General features: G+C 76.3%; 15 protein-coding genes and 1 pseudogene. 13 read left to right on the top strand and 3 right to left on the bottom strand.

The features are described 5' to 3' along the window. From ruvX to A3CO_RS0118175, 9 genes are all read left to right on the top strand, one after another. A complete protein-coding gene (gene ruvX / locus A3CO_RS33000; protein WP_018333675.1) occupies positions 1–450 on the top strand; it encodes a Holliday junction resolvase RuvX in 450 nt (149 codons plus the stop codon). Continuing rightward, the gene (locus A3CO_RS0118210) at positions 447–2,093 is read left to right on the top strand and encodes an endolytic transglycosylase MltG (protein WP_018333674.1); all 1,647 of its coding nucleotides are present in this window, start codon (positions 447–449) and stop codon (positions 2,091–2,093) included. The genes ruvX and A3CO_RS0118210 overlap by 4 nt, the downstream gene beginning before the upstream one ends. Beyond that, on the top strand, positions 2,093–2,953 hold the full coding sequence (locus A3CO_RS0118205) for a shikimate dehydrogenase (RefSeq protein WP_018333673.1): 861 nt from the start codon (positions 2,093–2,095) through the stop codon (positions 2,951–2,953). The genes A3CO_RS0118210 and A3CO_RS0118205 overlap by 1 nt, the downstream gene beginning before the upstream one ends. Positions 2,954–3,053: 100 nt before the next feature. Next, positions 3,054–3,662, top strand: a complete 609-nt coding sequence (locus A3CO_RS32995) for a prepilin peptidase (protein ID WP_033414653.1) — start codon at positions 3,054–3,056, stop codon at positions 3,660–3,662. 25 nt (positions 3,663–3,687) lie between these two features. Continuing rightward, complete coding sequence (gene aroC / locus A3CO_RS0118195; RefSeq protein ID WP_169510961.1) at positions 3,688–4,923, top strand: chorismate synthase; 1,236 nt, start codon at positions 3,688–3,690, stop codon at positions 4,921–4,923. Next, positions 4,920–5,444, top strand: coding sequence for a shikimate kinase (locus A3CO_RS0118190; RefSeq protein WP_018333670.1), 525 nt, complete (start codon positions 4,920–4,922; stop codon positions 5,442–5,444). Before aroC ends, A3CO_RS0118190 begins: the two co-directional genes overlap by 4 nt. Continuing rightward, positions 5,437–6,531, top strand: coding sequence for a 3-dehydroquinate synthase (aroB, locus tag A3CO_RS0118185; protein ID WP_018333669.1), 1,095 nt, complete (start codon positions 5,437–5,439; stop codon positions 6,529–6,531). The genes A3CO_RS0118190 and aroB overlap by 8 nt, the downstream gene beginning before the upstream one ends. 31 nt (positions 6,532–6,562) lie before the next feature. After that, the gene (locus A3CO_RS35015; protein ID WP_018333668.1) at positions 6,563–7,132 is read left to right on the top strand and encodes a protein-L-isoaspartate O-methyltransferase family protein; all 570 of its coding nucleotides are present in this window, start codon (positions 6,563–6,565) and stop codon (positions 7,130–7,132) included. Between the two features lie 16 nt (positions 7,133–7,148). Further along, complete coding sequence (locus A3CO_RS0118175; protein ID WP_026204737.1) at positions 7,149–7,856, top strand: DUF2267 domain-containing protein; 708 nt, start codon at positions 7,149–7,151, stop codon at positions 7,854–7,856. On the opposite strand, the gene A3CO_RS0118170 is transcribed toward A3CO_RS0118175, so the two are convergent. Continuing rightward, positions 7,853–8,743 (bottom strand): EamA family transporter, encoded by an 891-nt coding sequence (locus A3CO_RS0118170; protein ID WP_018333666.1) that lies wholly within the window; start codon positions 8,741–8,743, stop codon positions 7,853–7,855. The genes A3CO_RS0118175 and A3CO_RS0118170 overlap by 4 nt on opposite strands. 76 nt (positions 8,744–8,819) lie before the next feature. Between A3CO_RS0118170 and A3CO_RS0118165 the strand changes: the two genes are divergently transcribed. After that, on the top strand, positions 8,820–9,707 hold the full coding sequence (locus A3CO_RS0118165; RefSeq protein ID WP_018333665.1) for a LysR family transcriptional regulator: 888 nt from the start codon (positions 8,820–8,822) through the stop codon (positions 9,705–9,707). A gap of 3 nt (positions 9,708–9,710) precedes the next feature. Here A3CO_RS0118165 and A3CO_RS36055 read toward each other — a convergent pair whose 3' ends face one another. Further along, positions 9,711–10,544, bottom strand: a complete 834-nt coding sequence (locus tag A3CO_RS36055; protein WP_157647679.1) for a hypothetical protein — start codon at positions 10,542–10,544, stop codon at positions 9,711–9,713. 52 nt (positions 10,545–10,596) lie between these two features. Here A3CO_RS36055 and A3CO_RS0118155 point away from each other — a divergent pair, with 52 nt between their 5' ends. From A3CO_RS0118155 to nusB, 3 genes and pseudogenes are all read left to right on the top strand, one after another. Further along, positions 10,597–11,724, top strand: coding sequence for a M24 family metallopeptidase (locus tag A3CO_RS0118155; RefSeq protein WP_245561528.1), 1,128 nt, complete (start codon positions 10,597–10,599; stop codon positions 11,722–11,724). Between the two features lie 51 nt (positions 11,725–11,775). Then, a complete protein-coding gene (efp, locus tag A3CO_RS0118150; RefSeq protein WP_018333662.1) occupies positions 11,776–12,339 on the top strand; it encodes an elongation factor P in 564 nt (187 codons plus the stop codon). Next, a pseudogene (gene nusB, locus A3CO_RS0118145) lies at positions 12,339–12,761 on the top strand (transcription antitermination factor NusB); the annotation flags it as partial. The gene efp and the pseudogene nusB, both read left to right, overlap by 1 nt. Positions 12,762–12,994: 233 nt before the next feature. Here nusB and bldD read toward each other — a convergent pair. Further along, on the bottom strand, positions 12,995–13,483 hold the full coding sequence (bldD, locus tag A3CO_RS0118140) for a transcriptional regulator BldD (RefSeq protein WP_018333660.1): 489 nt from the start codon (positions 13,481–13,483) through the stop codon (positions 12,995–12,997). Positions 13,484–13,642: the final 159 nt, after the last annotated feature.

Genomic DNA, 13,642 nt, shown 5'->3' with positions numbered 1-13,642 from the left:
GTGACCGGCCGCGTGCTCGGGGTCGACGTCGGCGCGGTGCGCGTCGGCGTCGCTCTCTCCGATCCCGCCGGAGTGCTCGCCACACCGCTCGTTACGCTCGATCGCGACGAGACGACGTGGTCCGACCTGGACCAGCTCGCCGATCTCGTCGCGGAGCACGAGGTGGTGGAGGTGGTCGTGGGCCTGCCGCGCACCCTGGCCGGGCGTGAGGGTCCGGCCGCCCGGGCGGCGCTCGGGTACGCCGACGACCTCCGTGAGGTGTTCGACGAGCGCGGGGTGTCGGGGGTACCGGTGACCATGGCCGACGAGCGGCTCTCCACGGTGACGGCGGGGCGCATGCTCTCCGACCGCGGGGTGAAGGGTCGGGCGCAGCGGCGCGTGATCGACCAGGCCGCGGCGGTCGCGATCCTGCAGACCTGGCTGGACGCGCGGCGCGGGACGGCCCCGTGAGCCGGGACGTCGGACGGCCGCGGCTGGTCCCCATGTCGTCCTCGGCCGGGTCCGAGCACCGACGGGACTCCCCGACGACCGGTGGGGCCGGCACCGACGCCGACGTGCGGATCCCGCGGCGCAGCCGCGGCCTGCGCCGCCCGGGGGAGGCGACGGGCGACGGCCCCGCGACCCGGCGTCGGGACTGGGAGGCACCGACCACCGCGCTGGCCGCGCCCGACGGCGAGGACGAGGCGGTCACCGACACGATGCGCCGCGGGCACGCCCCCGAGGTCCCCTCGCGGGTCGCGCTCCCGCATCCCTCCGGGCCCGTCCGGCGCCCCGAGGGCCCCCGGGAGCAGCGCACGCACCCCGTGCCCGCGTCGCCCGCGCGCGCGGCATGGGCCCCCGCCGCGCCGACGGCACCGACCCCCACGAGCGACGGCCGGGACCGGGACCGGGAGACCGGTGCGGGCGACCTGGACGTGCTCGGCGGCCTCGTCCCGGCGTCGGACGCCGCGCGTGACGAGCCGCCGCCCGCGCGGCGGCGCCGGCTGGTGTGGCCGGTCGTGGCCGCGGTCCTGGTCCTCGCCCTGGCCGGCGGTGCCTTCTTCGCGCGCGACCTGTGGGGCGTGGTGTTCCCGCCCGACTTCTCCGGGCCCGGCTCCGGGCACGTCGTCGTGCAGGTCGCCGACGGCGACTCGACCCGCGACATCGGCGCGTCCCTCGTGTCGGCGGGGGTCGTCGCGTCGGCCCGCGGCTTCGGGCAGGCCGCGGAGGACGACCCACGCGGGCGTGGCATCCAGCCCGGTTTCTACGACATGGCGCGGCAGATGTCGGCGGCCGAGGCCGTGACCCGCATGCTCGACCCGGCGGCGCGCCTCGGCCGGCTCGAGGTGCGGGGCGGCACGCAGCTCGACGACACCGCGGGCGTGGGGAACGCGCGGGTGCCCGGCGTGCTGTCGCTGATCTCCGCGGCGACCTGCGTGGTCGACGACTCGGGGCAGCGACGGTGCGTGTCGGTCGACGACCTGCGTCGCGCCATGGTCGGCACGGACCCCGCGCAGCTCGGCGTCCCCGACTGGGCGCTCGACGGCGTCCGCCGCGCGCCGGTCGAGCGGCGCCTCGAGGGGCTCGTGGCCCCGGGGAACTACGACGTGCGGCCCGGCTCGGACGCCGTGTCGGCGCTGGCGACGGTCGTGCGGACCTCGGCGGCGACGCTGGAGTCGGCCGGGGTGGTGACGAAGGCCGCGGCGAACAACGTCACCCCGTACCAGGCGCTGATCGTCGGGTCGATCGCCGAGCGGGAGGGCATCGAGTCGGACTTCCCCCGGATCACGCGCGTGGTCTACAACCGGCTGCCGATCCCGATGCGCCTGCAGATGGACTCGACGATCAACTACCCGCTGGACCGGCAGACGCTGCTGACGACGCCGGTCGACCGGGCCACACCCGGCCCGTACAACACCTACCTGAACTTCGGGCTGCCGCCGACGCCGCTCGGCGCGGTGTCGACCCCGGCGCTGACCGCGGCGCTGACCCCCGACGTGGGGGCGTGGGTGTACTTCGTCAAGTGCGAGAAGGACGGCTCGTCCTGCTTCGCCGTGGCACCCGAGGAGCACGACGCGAACCGCCGGCTCGCCCAGGCCCGCGGGGTCTACTGATGGCCGGACCGCGCCGCGCCGCGGTCCTCGGCTCGCCGGTGGCGCACTCGCTCTCCCCGGTGCTGCACGGCGCCGCCTACACCGCGCTCGGCCTGTCCGGGTGGACCTACGAGCGGCGGGAGTGCACCGCCGAGGAGCTGCCCGGGCTGGTCGGCGCCCTGGACGAGGCCTGGGTGGGGCTGTCGGTGACGATGCCCGGGAAGAAGGCCGCGCTCGCGTTCGCGACCTCGGCGTCGGCCAGGGCGCGCCGGCTCGGGGTGGCGAACACGCTGGTCCGCTCCGACGCGGGCTGGACGGCGGACTGCACGGACGTCGACGGGGTCGTCGGGGCCCTGCGGGGCGCCGGGATCGTCGAGCACGCGGGCCGGCACGACGTGGTGGTGCTCGGCGCGGGGGCGACGGCGTCCGCCGCGGTGGGCGCGCTCGCCGACCTCGGCACCACGGACGTCCAGCTGGTGGTGCGGGACCCGGCGCGGGCGGCGGAGACGACGGCCGTGGTCGACGCGTACGGGATGCGCGGCCGGGTGCGGACCTTCGACGGCCTCGACGACGTCGACCTGTCGCACGCGACCGCGCTGGTGAACACCACGCCCGCCGGCGCCGTCGACGCCGGGGCGGCCGACCGGCTGGCCGGCGGGCTGCCGGGGGACGCCGTGGTCCTCGACGCCGTCTACCACCCGTGGCCGACGCCGCTCGCCGCCGCGGCCGGACGGCGGGGCCTCGCCGTCGCGACGGGGCTGGACATGCTGCTGCACCAGGCCTTCGGGCAGGTCGAGCAGTTCACGGGGTGCAGCGCACCCCGCCGGGAGATGCACCGTGCGCTGGTCCGGGCGACCGGCTTCGACGTCCGTCCGCCGTAACGCTCCGTCCCCACCGGCACCCGGCCACCGGGTTGTCCCCAGGCCCAGCGGCCGGTCGTGACAGCTCCGGGGCCGCACGCCGACCCTCGAGCGCGTGGCGATGTGGGTGGACGTGGTGCTCGGAGTGCTGGTGCCCCTCGGGGCGGGTGCGGTGGTCGGCGCCGGGGTCCGGCGCGGGCTGGCGGCCGTGCGGCGCGGCATCGTCGTCGGACGGGGGTGGTGCGAGGCGGGCGTGGGCTGCGCCTGGGCGACGGTCATGACGGCGGGCGTGGTCGGCCTGGTCGGCGCGGCGTGGGTCCCGGTGCTGCTCGTCGTGTCCGTCGTCGCCGTGGCCGGGTGCGCGACCGATCTGACCGCGGGCCGGCTGCCCGACGTCCTCACACTGCCGGCGATCCCGCTCGGGTGGGCCGCGCTCGTGCCCCTGGGCGGCCGGGCGGTGCTCGCCGGGATCGCGGGCACCCTGGTGCTCGGCGGGCTCCACGTCCTGGTGGCGGTCCTCGCCCCCGGGTCGACCGGCGGCGGCGACGTGAAGCTGGCGGCCGGGCTCGGCGGGCCCCTCGCGGCCGCCGGGTGGTGGGCCGTCGGTCTGGTCCCGGTCGGTGCCGCCGTCCTGCTGGCGGGGTCGGCGCTGCTGCGGGGTCGCCGCGCGCTGCCGCTCGGCCCGCCGTTGCTCGGGGTGAGCTGGATCGTCCTTCTGGCCGCAGGCTGAGGGGCGGCGGACGGGACATGGGACGATGGCGCGCGTGTTGCGGTGGTTGACGGCTGGTGAGTCGCACGGTCCGGCCCTGATGGCGGTGCTCGAGGGCATGGTCGCGGGCGTGTCGGTGTCGTCGAAGGAGATCTCGGCGGAGCTGGCGCGGCGTCGCCTGGGCTACGGACGCGGCGCCCGGATGAGCTTCGAGGCCGACGAGCTGGAGATCCTCGGCGGGGTCCGGCACGGCCTGACCCAGGGAGGGCCGGTCGCCGTGCGCATCGGCAACACGGAGTGGCCGAAGTGGGAGACGGTCATGGCCGCCGACCCGGTCGACCCGGCGCTGCTCGAGGGCCGCGCCCGCAACGCGCCGCTGACCCGTCCCCGCCCCGGCCACGCCGACCTGGCGGGGATGACGAAGTACGGGTTCGACGAGTCCCGCCCGGTGCTCGAGCGGGCCTCGGCGCGGGAGACCGCCGCGAAGGTGGCCCTCGGTGCGGTCGCCAAGGCGTTCCTGTCCCAGGCCCTCGGGGTCGAGGTGCTGTCCCACGTGATCTCGCTGGGCACCGCCGACGCCACGCCCGACGTCATCCCGATGCCCGGTGACGGCGAGCGCATCGACGCCTCCCCGACGCGTGCGGTCGACGAGGCCTCGACCGCCCGCATGGTCGCGGAGGTCGACGCCGCGAAGGAGGAGGGCGACACGCTCGGCGGGGTCGTCGAGGTCGTCGTGCACGGCCTGCCGGTCGGGCTCGGGTCCTACGTGCAGGCCGACCGTCGCCTCGACGCGCGCCTCGCCGCGGCGCTCATGGGGATCCAGGCCATGAAGGGCGTCGAGATCGGGGACGGGTTCGCCACGGCCCGGCGCCGGGGATCGGCCGCGCACGACGAGATCGACCCGGCCCGGGGCGAGTGCAGCGACGGGGGAGCGGGCCGCGGATCCGGGATCGACCGGGCCTCGAACCGGGCGGGCGGCATCGAGGGCGGTATGACGAACGGCGAGCCGCTGCGCGCCCGGGTCGCGATGAAGCCGATCTCCACGGTGCCGCGCGCGCTGCGCACCGTCGACCTGGCCACCGGTGAGGCGGCGACCGCCCACCACCAGCGCTCGGACGTGTGCGCCGTGCCCGCCGCGGGCGTGGTGGCCGAGGCGCTGGTCGCGCTGGTGCTCGCCGACGCCGCGCTGGAGAAGTTCGGCGGCGACTCGCTGGCCGAGACGGCCCGCAACGCCGCCGCCTACCGGTCCGGGATCGACCCGCTGCGGGTCGTCGACCGATGAGCCCCGTGCTGGTGCTCGTCGGGCCGCCCGGGGCCGGCAAGTCGACGGTGGGCCGGCTGCTCGCGCAGCGGTGGGGAGTGGCGTTCGCGGACACCGACACCCTCGTCGAGCAGAAGGCCGGCCGGCCGATCGCCGACATCTTCACCACTGACGGCGAGCCCGTGTTCCGGGCCCTGGAGCGCGAGACCGTCGCCGAGGCGCTGGTCGCCCACGACGGCGTGCTGGCACTGGGCGGGGGAGCGGTGCTGGCCGAGGCCACGCAACGGGTGCTCGTCGGTCACCCGGTGGTGCTGCTCTCGGTCGGCCTCGCCGCCGGGGTGCGCCGCACCGGACTGTCCACGGCCCGCCCGTTGCTGGCCGGGGTGAACCCGCGCGCCACGTTCGCGGCCCTGCTCGCCGAGCGCCTCCCCGTGTACCGCTCGGTGGCCGACCACGAGGTGGCCACCGACGCGTTGGAGCCCGAGGCCGTCGCGGACGCCGTGCACGCCCTGATCGGACCGGAGGTGGCCTCCCGTGGCTGAGGTCGAGACCGTCCACGTCGCCTCGGGGAGCCCCTACGACGTGACCATCGGTCGTGGCGTCACCGGGACCGTGGCCGCGGCCGTCGCCACCGGCGGCCCGCTCGCCGGGGCGACGCGCATCGCGGTGCTGCACCAGCCGGCGGTGGCGGGCATCGCCGGCGACGTGGCCGACGGCCTGCGGGCCGCCGGGGTCGACGTCCACCTCGTGGTGCTGCCGGAGTCCGAGGACGGCAAGGACCTCACCACCGCCGGCTCCTGCTGGGAGGAGCTCGGGCGCATCGGGCTGACCCGCTCCGACGCGGTCGTGGCCGTCGGGGGCGGCGCGGCGACCGACCTCGCCGGGTTCGTGGCCGCCGGCTGGATGCGCGGCGTGCGGGTGGTCCACGTCCCGACGACGCTGCTGGCGATGGTCGACGCCGCCGTGGGTGGCAAGACCGGGATCAACACCGCCGCCGGGAAGAACCTCGTCGGGGCCTTCCACGAGCCCGCCGCGGTGGTCGCGGACCTCGACGGCCTGCGCACGGTCGGCGCCGAGGAGATCGCGGCCGGCATGGCCGAGGTGATCAAGACCGGCTTCATCGCCGACCCCCGGATCCTCGAACTCGTCGAGGCCGACCCCAAGGCCGCCGTGGACCCGGACGGCGACGTGATCGCCGAGCTCGTCACGCGGTCCGTGCGTGTCAAGGCCGAGGTGGTCGCCGCGGACCTGCGCGAGTCGCACCTGCGCGAGATCCTCAACTACGGGCACACCCTCGGGCACGCCGTGGAGCGCCGCGAGCGGTACCGCTGGCGCCACGGCGAGGCGGTGAGCGTCGGGCTGGTGTTCGTCGCCGAGCTCGCCCGCCGCGCCGGCCGGCTCGACGACGCGACCGCGGAGCGCCACCGTGACGTGCTCGCCGCCGTCGGGCTCCCGACCCGTTACGACGCCGACGCGCTGCCCGACCTCGTCGAGCACATGAAGGTCGACAAGAAGAGCCGCGGCGCGACGCTGCGCTTCGTCGTGCTCGACGGCCTCGCCCGGCCGGGGCGGCTGGAGGGTCCGTCGCCCGACGAGCTCGCCGCCGCCTACGGGGCCCTGGCCGGCTGAGGCGGCGGGCGGGCGGAGCGACGGGAGGAGGATGCGGCCCCGCGCCGACGTCGCGACGGCGTTCACCCGCACCGATCCGGAGCACTATCAGCGCGACCCCGACGGGAGCCGCTACCGGCACAGCACCCGCCCCGACGTCGTGCTCGCGATGCTGCGGCTGCTCGACCTGCCGCGCGGCGCCCACGTCCTCGAGATCGGGACCGGGTCGGGCTTCGCCACCGCGGTGCTGGACCGGGCCGTCGGCCCCGGCGGCACCGTGCACTCCGTGGACGTCGACCCGGCCGTCACGGCGCGGGCACGGCGACTCCTCGCCGCCGACGGGCGCGCTGCAGTGCGGCTGACGACGGCCGACGCGCTGCGGGCCCTCGGGCTCGACGAACCCGTGGACCGGCTCGTCGCGTTCGTCTCGGTCGGGTCCACGGTCCCGCCCGGCTGGGCCGCCGCGGTCCGCCCCGGCGGACTGCTCGTGGTCCCGCTGCGCGGCTCGGGACGCGTCGTCGTCCACCGCCGCGACCCGCGCGACGGCTCCCTGCACCCGGGCCGGGCCCTCGACGCCGTCTTCGACGGGGCCGCCGACCCGACGCGTGCTGCCGGTCGCTGACCGGGTAGGCCGGGCCATGCGACACCAGGAGTTCCTCGGCGGCGTGGCCCTCCGCGCCGGACTCGAGCGCACCGACGACGCCCGCGAGGGCGCCACCGCCGCGCTGGCCGCCCTCGCCGACCACCTGCCCACCGACGATCGGGGCGCCCTCGCCGACGCCCTCCCGACCCTGCTCGCCCGCGAGGCGGGCCTCGACGGCGGCCCTCCGCCCGCCACGACCGGCTCGCCGGTGGAGACCGTCGCGCGCCGCACCGGCTGGCCGCCCGAGCGCGCCCGCTACGTCCTCGTGGCCGTCGTCGAGGAGCTGGCGGCCGAGGACACCGACCTGCGGGACCGGTTGCGACGCGCGCTGCCCTACGACCTGCGGCCCACCGGTGGCCCGGCGCTCCCGCCCGACGCCCCGGCGGCAGGCGCGGAGGGACGGCCCCAGCCGGTCGACGAGGACACCGTGGCCCGGGCGCTGCGTCGGCTGACCGACTGGGAGGGCGACGTCACCGGGATCGTCCGCACGATCGTCCTGCCCGCCGAGCGGCTCGACCTCGTGCTGGACCGCGTCCACGGGGTGGAGCGCGAGGTCGGCCAGCGGGCCCGGGTCCTCGAGCGGACCCCGACCTCGCTGACGCTGCGGGCGCGCACCGAGAGCCTCGCGGTGGTCACCGAGGTCGACCTCGCCCTGGCCGCGCGGATCGACGACGTCGTCGCGAGCGTCGGCTCGGGCGGCTAGACCGGGGACGGCTCCCGGGCGACCCGGGCCCCGTCGTCGGGAAGGCGTTCCCCGGTCCGGGCCGCGCCGACCCCCGCCGTGACGACGAGGACGATGCCGACCACCGCGAGGACCGGGGGCAGCTGCCCGAGGACGACCGCCCCGACCAGCAGGGCGATCGCCGGTTCGAGCGCCATCAGCGTGCCGAAGGCGCCTGCGGCGAGGCGGCGCAGCGCGAGCATCTCCAGGGCGAAGGGCACGACGGGGAGCAGCAGCGCGAGGGCGAGGCCGAGGAGCAGCACCGGCCCCGTGAGCGACGCGCCGAGGTCGGGCACCAGGGCCGACGCCACCCCGACGCCGACCACCCCGGCGACGAGCATCGACACCGCGAGCCCCTGCAGGCCGGTGACGGCGTCGCCGACCCGCTGCGTGAGCAGGATGTAGCCCGCCCAGCAGAGGGCGGCCCCGAGCGCGAACGCCACACCGACCGGGTCGGTGGCGCCCTGCCACGGCTCGGTCAGCAGCACCACGCCGCCGCCCGCCAGGACCGGCCAGACGAGCGCGCGGCCCCGGCCCCGGAACACCGCCACCCCGAGCGGACCCAGGAACTCGATCGCGGCCGCCGTCCCGAGCGGGATCCGGGCGACGGCGGCCATGAACAGCATCGTCAGGCCGGCCGTGACCACCCCGAGCAGCACCGCGGCGCCGAACGAGGCGCGCGTGAACGACGAGGGCCGGGGTCGGGCGATCACGAGGAGCAGCAGGCCCGCCCAGCCCAGTCGCAGCGCGGCGACGCCCTCGGGCGGGACGACGGCGAACAGGCCGACGGACGCGGCGAGTCCGAGCTGGACGCAGGACATCGAGCCGAGGGCGAGCAGGGCACCCGAGCGGGCGCGGGGCGTGGTCACGGTCGCCGAGTGAACGTGACCCGACCGTCCGCGTCCACGTGAGAATCGTGGACGATCCGTCCGTAGGATCGCGACGGTGGACACCCGCCGCCTGCCCCACCTGGTCGAACTGGACCGGCTCGGCTCCATGCGCGCCGTCGCGGAGACGCTCGGCACGTCGTCGTCGGTCGTCTCCCAGCAGATCGCGGCCCTCGCCCGGGAGGTCGGGGCCACGCTCGTCGAGCCGGACGGGCGCCGGGTGCGGCTCACCCCGGCCGGTCGGCGCCTGGCCGAGCACGGCCGCGGCATCCTCGCCGCCGTCGACGCCGCCTGCGCCGACCTCGACCCCGCCGCGGAGCCGACGGGCACGGTGCGGGTCGCCGGGTTCGCCACCGCGATCCGCCGCTCGCTCATGCCGATCGTCGCCGATCTCGCGGCCCGCCATCCCGCGCTGCGCCTGACCTTCCTCGAGCAGCAGCCCGCCGAGGCGCTCGCGCTCCTCGAGGCCGACGCCGCCGACCTCGCGCTCGTCTACGACTACGACCTCGCGCCCGCGCCGCCACTCCCGGCCGCGCTGCGGGCGGGCCGCGGGCTGTGGGAGGTGCGCTGGGGCCTCGGTGTTCCCGACGACGGGACGGGGCCGGTCGTCGGGACGACCTCGGCCGAGGTCCTCGCCGCCTACGCCGACCACGCGTGGATCGGCGACTCCCGCAACACCGCCGACGAGGAGGTGCTGCGGCTGCTCGCGTCGCGGGCGGGCTTCGACCTGCGCATCACCCACGAGGCCGACAGCCTCGACCTCGTCGACGACCTGATCGTGGCCGGGCTCGGCGTGGGGCTGCTGCCCCGCGACCGGCCGCCGCGCGCCGGGGTCCGGGTCCTCGACCTGCCCGACCCGCCGGTGCGGTTGCGGTGCCGTCCGGTGGTGCGGCGGGGACGGGAGTCCTGGCCGCCGCTCGCCGCGGTGCTCCGCGCGCTGCGGTGAGCCTCAGGCCTCGTCGTCGCTGGGGCGGCGCAGCCCGAAGCGGCGGCGACCCGACGGGCGCTCCTCGTCGGGCTCGTCGGGCGCCGGGCGCACCGTCTCCGGCAGCGGGGTGACCGGCGGCAGCACGGCGACGACGGGGGAGTAGGAGCCGGAACGCTCCGCGAAGGGCCCGGTGCCGAACGGCAGCCGCGTCGGCTCGTCGTCGGGAACGCGCCGGGTGCGGGTCGGCTCCGCGCGCTGCGGCCCGGGCGAGGTGGGGACGGGCTCCGGCGCGACCCCCCGTCGGGCGCGCCGCGCGGCGACCTTCTCGGTCGTCGACCCGGGCAGCACGGGCGGCGCCGCGGGCTCGCCGGACGCCGTCGCGGGGAGGTCCGGGGCGTCCTCGGCGGGGAGGTCGACGTCGGCGCCCGGGTCGTCGTCGGCCCGCGGGTCGTCGGCGCGGCGCAGCGAGAGCCACCCGAAGCGCGCCCCGAGGGTGACCGAGGCCAGGACCAGCAGGATCGTGAACGACGCGCGCCCCACCAGCGCCGAGCCGAGGTCCTCCACGCCGGTGGCGTCGACGAAGGAGGCCAGCAGCACCCACGTCAGGAGCCCGGCGGCCGGCCCGGCGACGAGCGAGGCCTTCAGCCACGTCCACTCCGGGGGGATGCGGTCCGCGATCACCTCCGCGCCGCCCCACACGAGGCCGACGAGCAGGAGGACGCCGAGCAGCAGGAGGGTCCACAGCAGCGAGAGGGACACGAACCGCGACGACAGCGCGACGAAGGCGGTCTGGCCCACGCCGTAGAGCACGGTCATGATCACGGCACGCAGGACCCAGGGGCTAAGCCGTCGCACGGCTGCCACCGTACGGTGCGGCAGGTCACGCCCCCGCACTACCCTCGGGCCGGTGAGTGCCCCCCACACGACGGCCCGGCCCCGCCCCCACCCGGCGGGCACCCGTCGTCGGGACGCGCTGCGGGCGGTGCTGCGGGAGACCGGCGTCGAGGCGCTGCTGGTCACGGACCTCGTCAACGTGCGCTACCTGACCGGGTTCACCGGCTCGAACGCCGCGCTCCTGGTGCATGCCGAGGACACCGCCGACGCCGAGGACCGCACGGTGCTCGCCACCGACGGCCGCTACACCACCCAGGCCGCGGCGGAGAGCCCCGACCTGCGGCTGCTCGTCGAGCGGCAGTGCGCGCCAGAGCTGCTCGCGGTCACGACGGCGGGTCGGGTCGGCTTCGACAGCGCCCAGGTGACCGTGGACGCCCACGACGTCCTCCTCGCGGCCGCCCGGGGCGAGCTCGTCCGCGCGCCCGGCCTCGTCGAGCGGCTCCGCGCGGTGAAGGACGACGCCGAGATCGACGCGCTGCGCCTGGCGTGCGCGGCGGGGGACGCGGCGCTGGCGGGGGCGATCGCCGACGGCGTGCTCGCCCCGGGGCGCACCGAGCGGGACGTGGCGCACGAACTCGAGGAGCGGATGGTGGCCGCGGGTGCCACCGGGCCGAGCTTCGAGACGATCGTCGCGGCCGGCGCGAACTCCGCGATCCCGCACCACCGGCCCTCCGACGCGCCGCTGGCCGCGGGCGACCTCGTCACCATGGACTTCGGCGCGCTGGTCGACGGCTACCACTCCGACATGACCCGGACCGTGCTGCTCGGCCCCGTGGCGGACTGGCAGCGCGAGATCTACGGGCTGGTGGACGCGGCCGCCGCGGCCGGGCGGTCGGCGCTGCGACCCGGCGTCGCCACCAGCGCGATCGACGCGGCGGCCCGGGAGGTCGTGACCGCGGCGGGGTACGGGGAGCGGTTCGTCCACCCCGTCGGGCACGGGGTCGGGCTGGTCATCCACGAGGCTCCGGCGATGTCGTCGACGGCGACCGCTACCCTGGAGGCGGGCATGACGGTCACCGTCGAGCCGGGCGTGTACCTCCCCGGTCGCGGCGGTGTTCGGATCGAGGACACGCTGGTCGTCACCGATTCCGGCGCCGAACCGCTGACCGCGTCGACGCGGGATCTGGTGGTCCTGGGCTGACGGGTGCCCGGGCCATCACACACGATCACGAGCGCAGGAGACGACGCGGCAGTGGCGACGACGAACGACCTGAAGAACGGCCTGGTGCTGCGGATCGACGGCAACCTCTGGTCGGTCACCGAGTTCCAGCACGTCAAGCCGGGCAAGGGCGGCGCCTTCGTCCGCACCACCCTGAAGAACGTCCTCACCGGGAAGGTCGTCGACCGGACCTTCAACGCGGGCACGAAGGTCGAGACGGCGAACGTCGACCGCCGCGACATGACCTTCCTCTACCGCGACGGCGACGACTTCGTCTTCATGGACTCGAACGACTACGAGCAGATCCCGGTGCCGGCGGGGACCGTGGGCGACAATGCGCGCTTCCTGCTGGAGAACCAGGAGGTGCAGGTCTCCTTCAACGACGGCGTGCCGCTGTTCATCGAGCTGCCGGCCTCGGTCGAGCTGGAGATCACGCACACCGACCCGGGCCTGCAGGGCGACCGCTCGACCGGCGGCACCAAGCCCGCCACGGTCTCCACCGGCGCCGAGATCCAGGTGCCGCTGTTCCTGGAGACCGGGACGATCGTCAAGGTCGACACCCGCGACGGTCGGTACCTCGGCCGCGTGTCGAACTAGTGCCGCAGCACGCCGTCCGCCGGGGATCCCGGTCGAAGGCCCGGAAACGGGCCCTGGACATCCTCTTCGAGTCCGAGGCCCGCGCCGAGGACCCGCTCGAGGTGCTCCGCCGTCGGATCGCCGGGTCGGACGCGCCGCCGGTCTCGGACTTCGCGGCGACGCTCGTCGAGGGGGTCGTGGCGCACCGCGACCACATCGACGTCTCGCTGGGTAAACTGGCCCGCGGCTGGTCGGTGGAGCGCATGGCCGCCGTCGACCGCGCGATCCTGCGGATCGGGGCGTTCGAGATCCTCTTCACCGAGGACGTGGACGACGCCGTGGCCATCGACGAGGCGATCAGCCTGGCCCGGGAACTCTCCACCGACGACTCGCCCCGCTTCGTCAACGGCGTCCTCGCCGCCCTGGCCGCCGGTGAACGCGTGCCGGTCGCGGCCCCGGCCCGCGAGCGGGTCGAGCTGCCCCCGGACGCCGAGCCGGCGGGGCCCGGCGATGCCTCCGACGAGGCGTCCGACGAGTCCGACGAGGCGCGAGGGGAACCCTCGGACCGCTAGAACGACGAAATCCTCCCCTCACGACCGGGCGCCACCGATCGTGAGGGGAGGATTCGAGCGCTCTTGCGGCGTGAGGGTTCCCCTCACGCCGGGGTGGGTCGGGCTCAGTCCTCGCGCGACAGCCGCGCCTCGGGGGGGAGCACGCCCCACTCGACGAGCTGGTCGGACAGGTCGCCCGGCGTCATGTCGTAGATGATCGCGAGCGAGCGCAGGTCCTCGTTGCGGATCGAGAGGACCTTGCCGTTGTAGTCGCCGCGCTGGCTCTGGATGGCCGCGGCGTAGCGGGCGAGCGGCCCGGCCTTGTCCGCGGGCAGCTGCTGGAGCCGCTCCAGGTTGATCACGATCTTGGCCGCCGGCTCGGAGCCCGACGGGATCCGGCCCTCCGGCAGCAGCTCGGCCACCGGGACGCCGTAGAAGTCCGCCAGCTCGGCGAGCTTCTGCACCGTCACCGCCCGGTCGCCGCGCTCGTAGGAGCCGACGACGACCGCCTTCCACCGTCCGCCCGACTTCTGCTCGACGCCGTGCAGCGAGAGCCCCTGCTGCTGGCGAATCCCCCGAAGCTTGGCGCCGAGCGCCTTCGCGTAGTCGCCCATCTGGCGGCACCCCGTTCCCCGCGCGCCGAGCCCTGGGTGCTCCGACGCAGCCATGCTGAAGTCGATACGGAGAGTGATGATGCGCCCTCGGCGATCACGAGGTCAAGCCGGGGTCCGCCGCAGTGCGCTCCGGTGTGTCGCGTGGCACGCCGTCCGGTC

Source organism: Actinomycetospora chiangmaiensis DSM 45062, from assembly GCF_000379625.1.
In the GTDB taxonomy this organism is placed as follows: domain Bacteria; phylum Actinomycetota; class Actinomycetes; order Mycobacteriales; family Pseudonocardiaceae; genus Actinomycetospora; species Actinomycetospora chiangmaiensis.
Note: the sequence above shows the minus strand (reverse complement) of the source record. Positions and strands in the feature narration are given on the sequence as shown.

Bases quoted from the DNA above. Each gene is read 5' to 3' on its own strand.
- aroC (WP_169510961.1), top strand. From the start codon at position 3,688: ATGGCGCGCGTGTTGCGGTGGTTGACGGCTGGTGAGTCGCACGGTCCG.
- A3CO_RS32995 (WP_033414653.1), top strand. From the start codon at position 3,054: ATGTGGGTGGACGTGGTGCTCGGAGTGCTGGTGCCCCTCGGGGCGGGT.
- A3CO_RS0118175 (WP_026204737.1), top strand. From the start codon at position 7,149: ATGCGACACCAGGAGTTCCTCGGCGGCGTGGCCCTCCGCGCCGGACTC.
- A3CO_RS35015 (WP_018333668.1), top strand. From the start codon at position 6,563: ATGCGGCCCCGCGCCGACGTCGCGACGGCGTTCACCCGCACCGATCCG.
- A3CO_RS0118205 (WP_018333673.1), top strand. From the start codon at position 2,093: ATGGCCGGACCGCGCCGCGCCGCGGTCCTCGGCTCGCCGGTGGCGCAC.
- bldD (WP_018333660.1), bottom strand. From the start codon at position 13,483: ATGGGCGACTACGCGAAGGCGCTCGGCGCCAAGCTTCGGGGGATTCGC.
- A3CO_RS0118190 (WP_018333670.1), top strand. From the start codon at position 4,920: ATGAGCCCCGTGCTGGTGCTCGTCGGGCCGCCCGGGGCCGGCAAGTCG.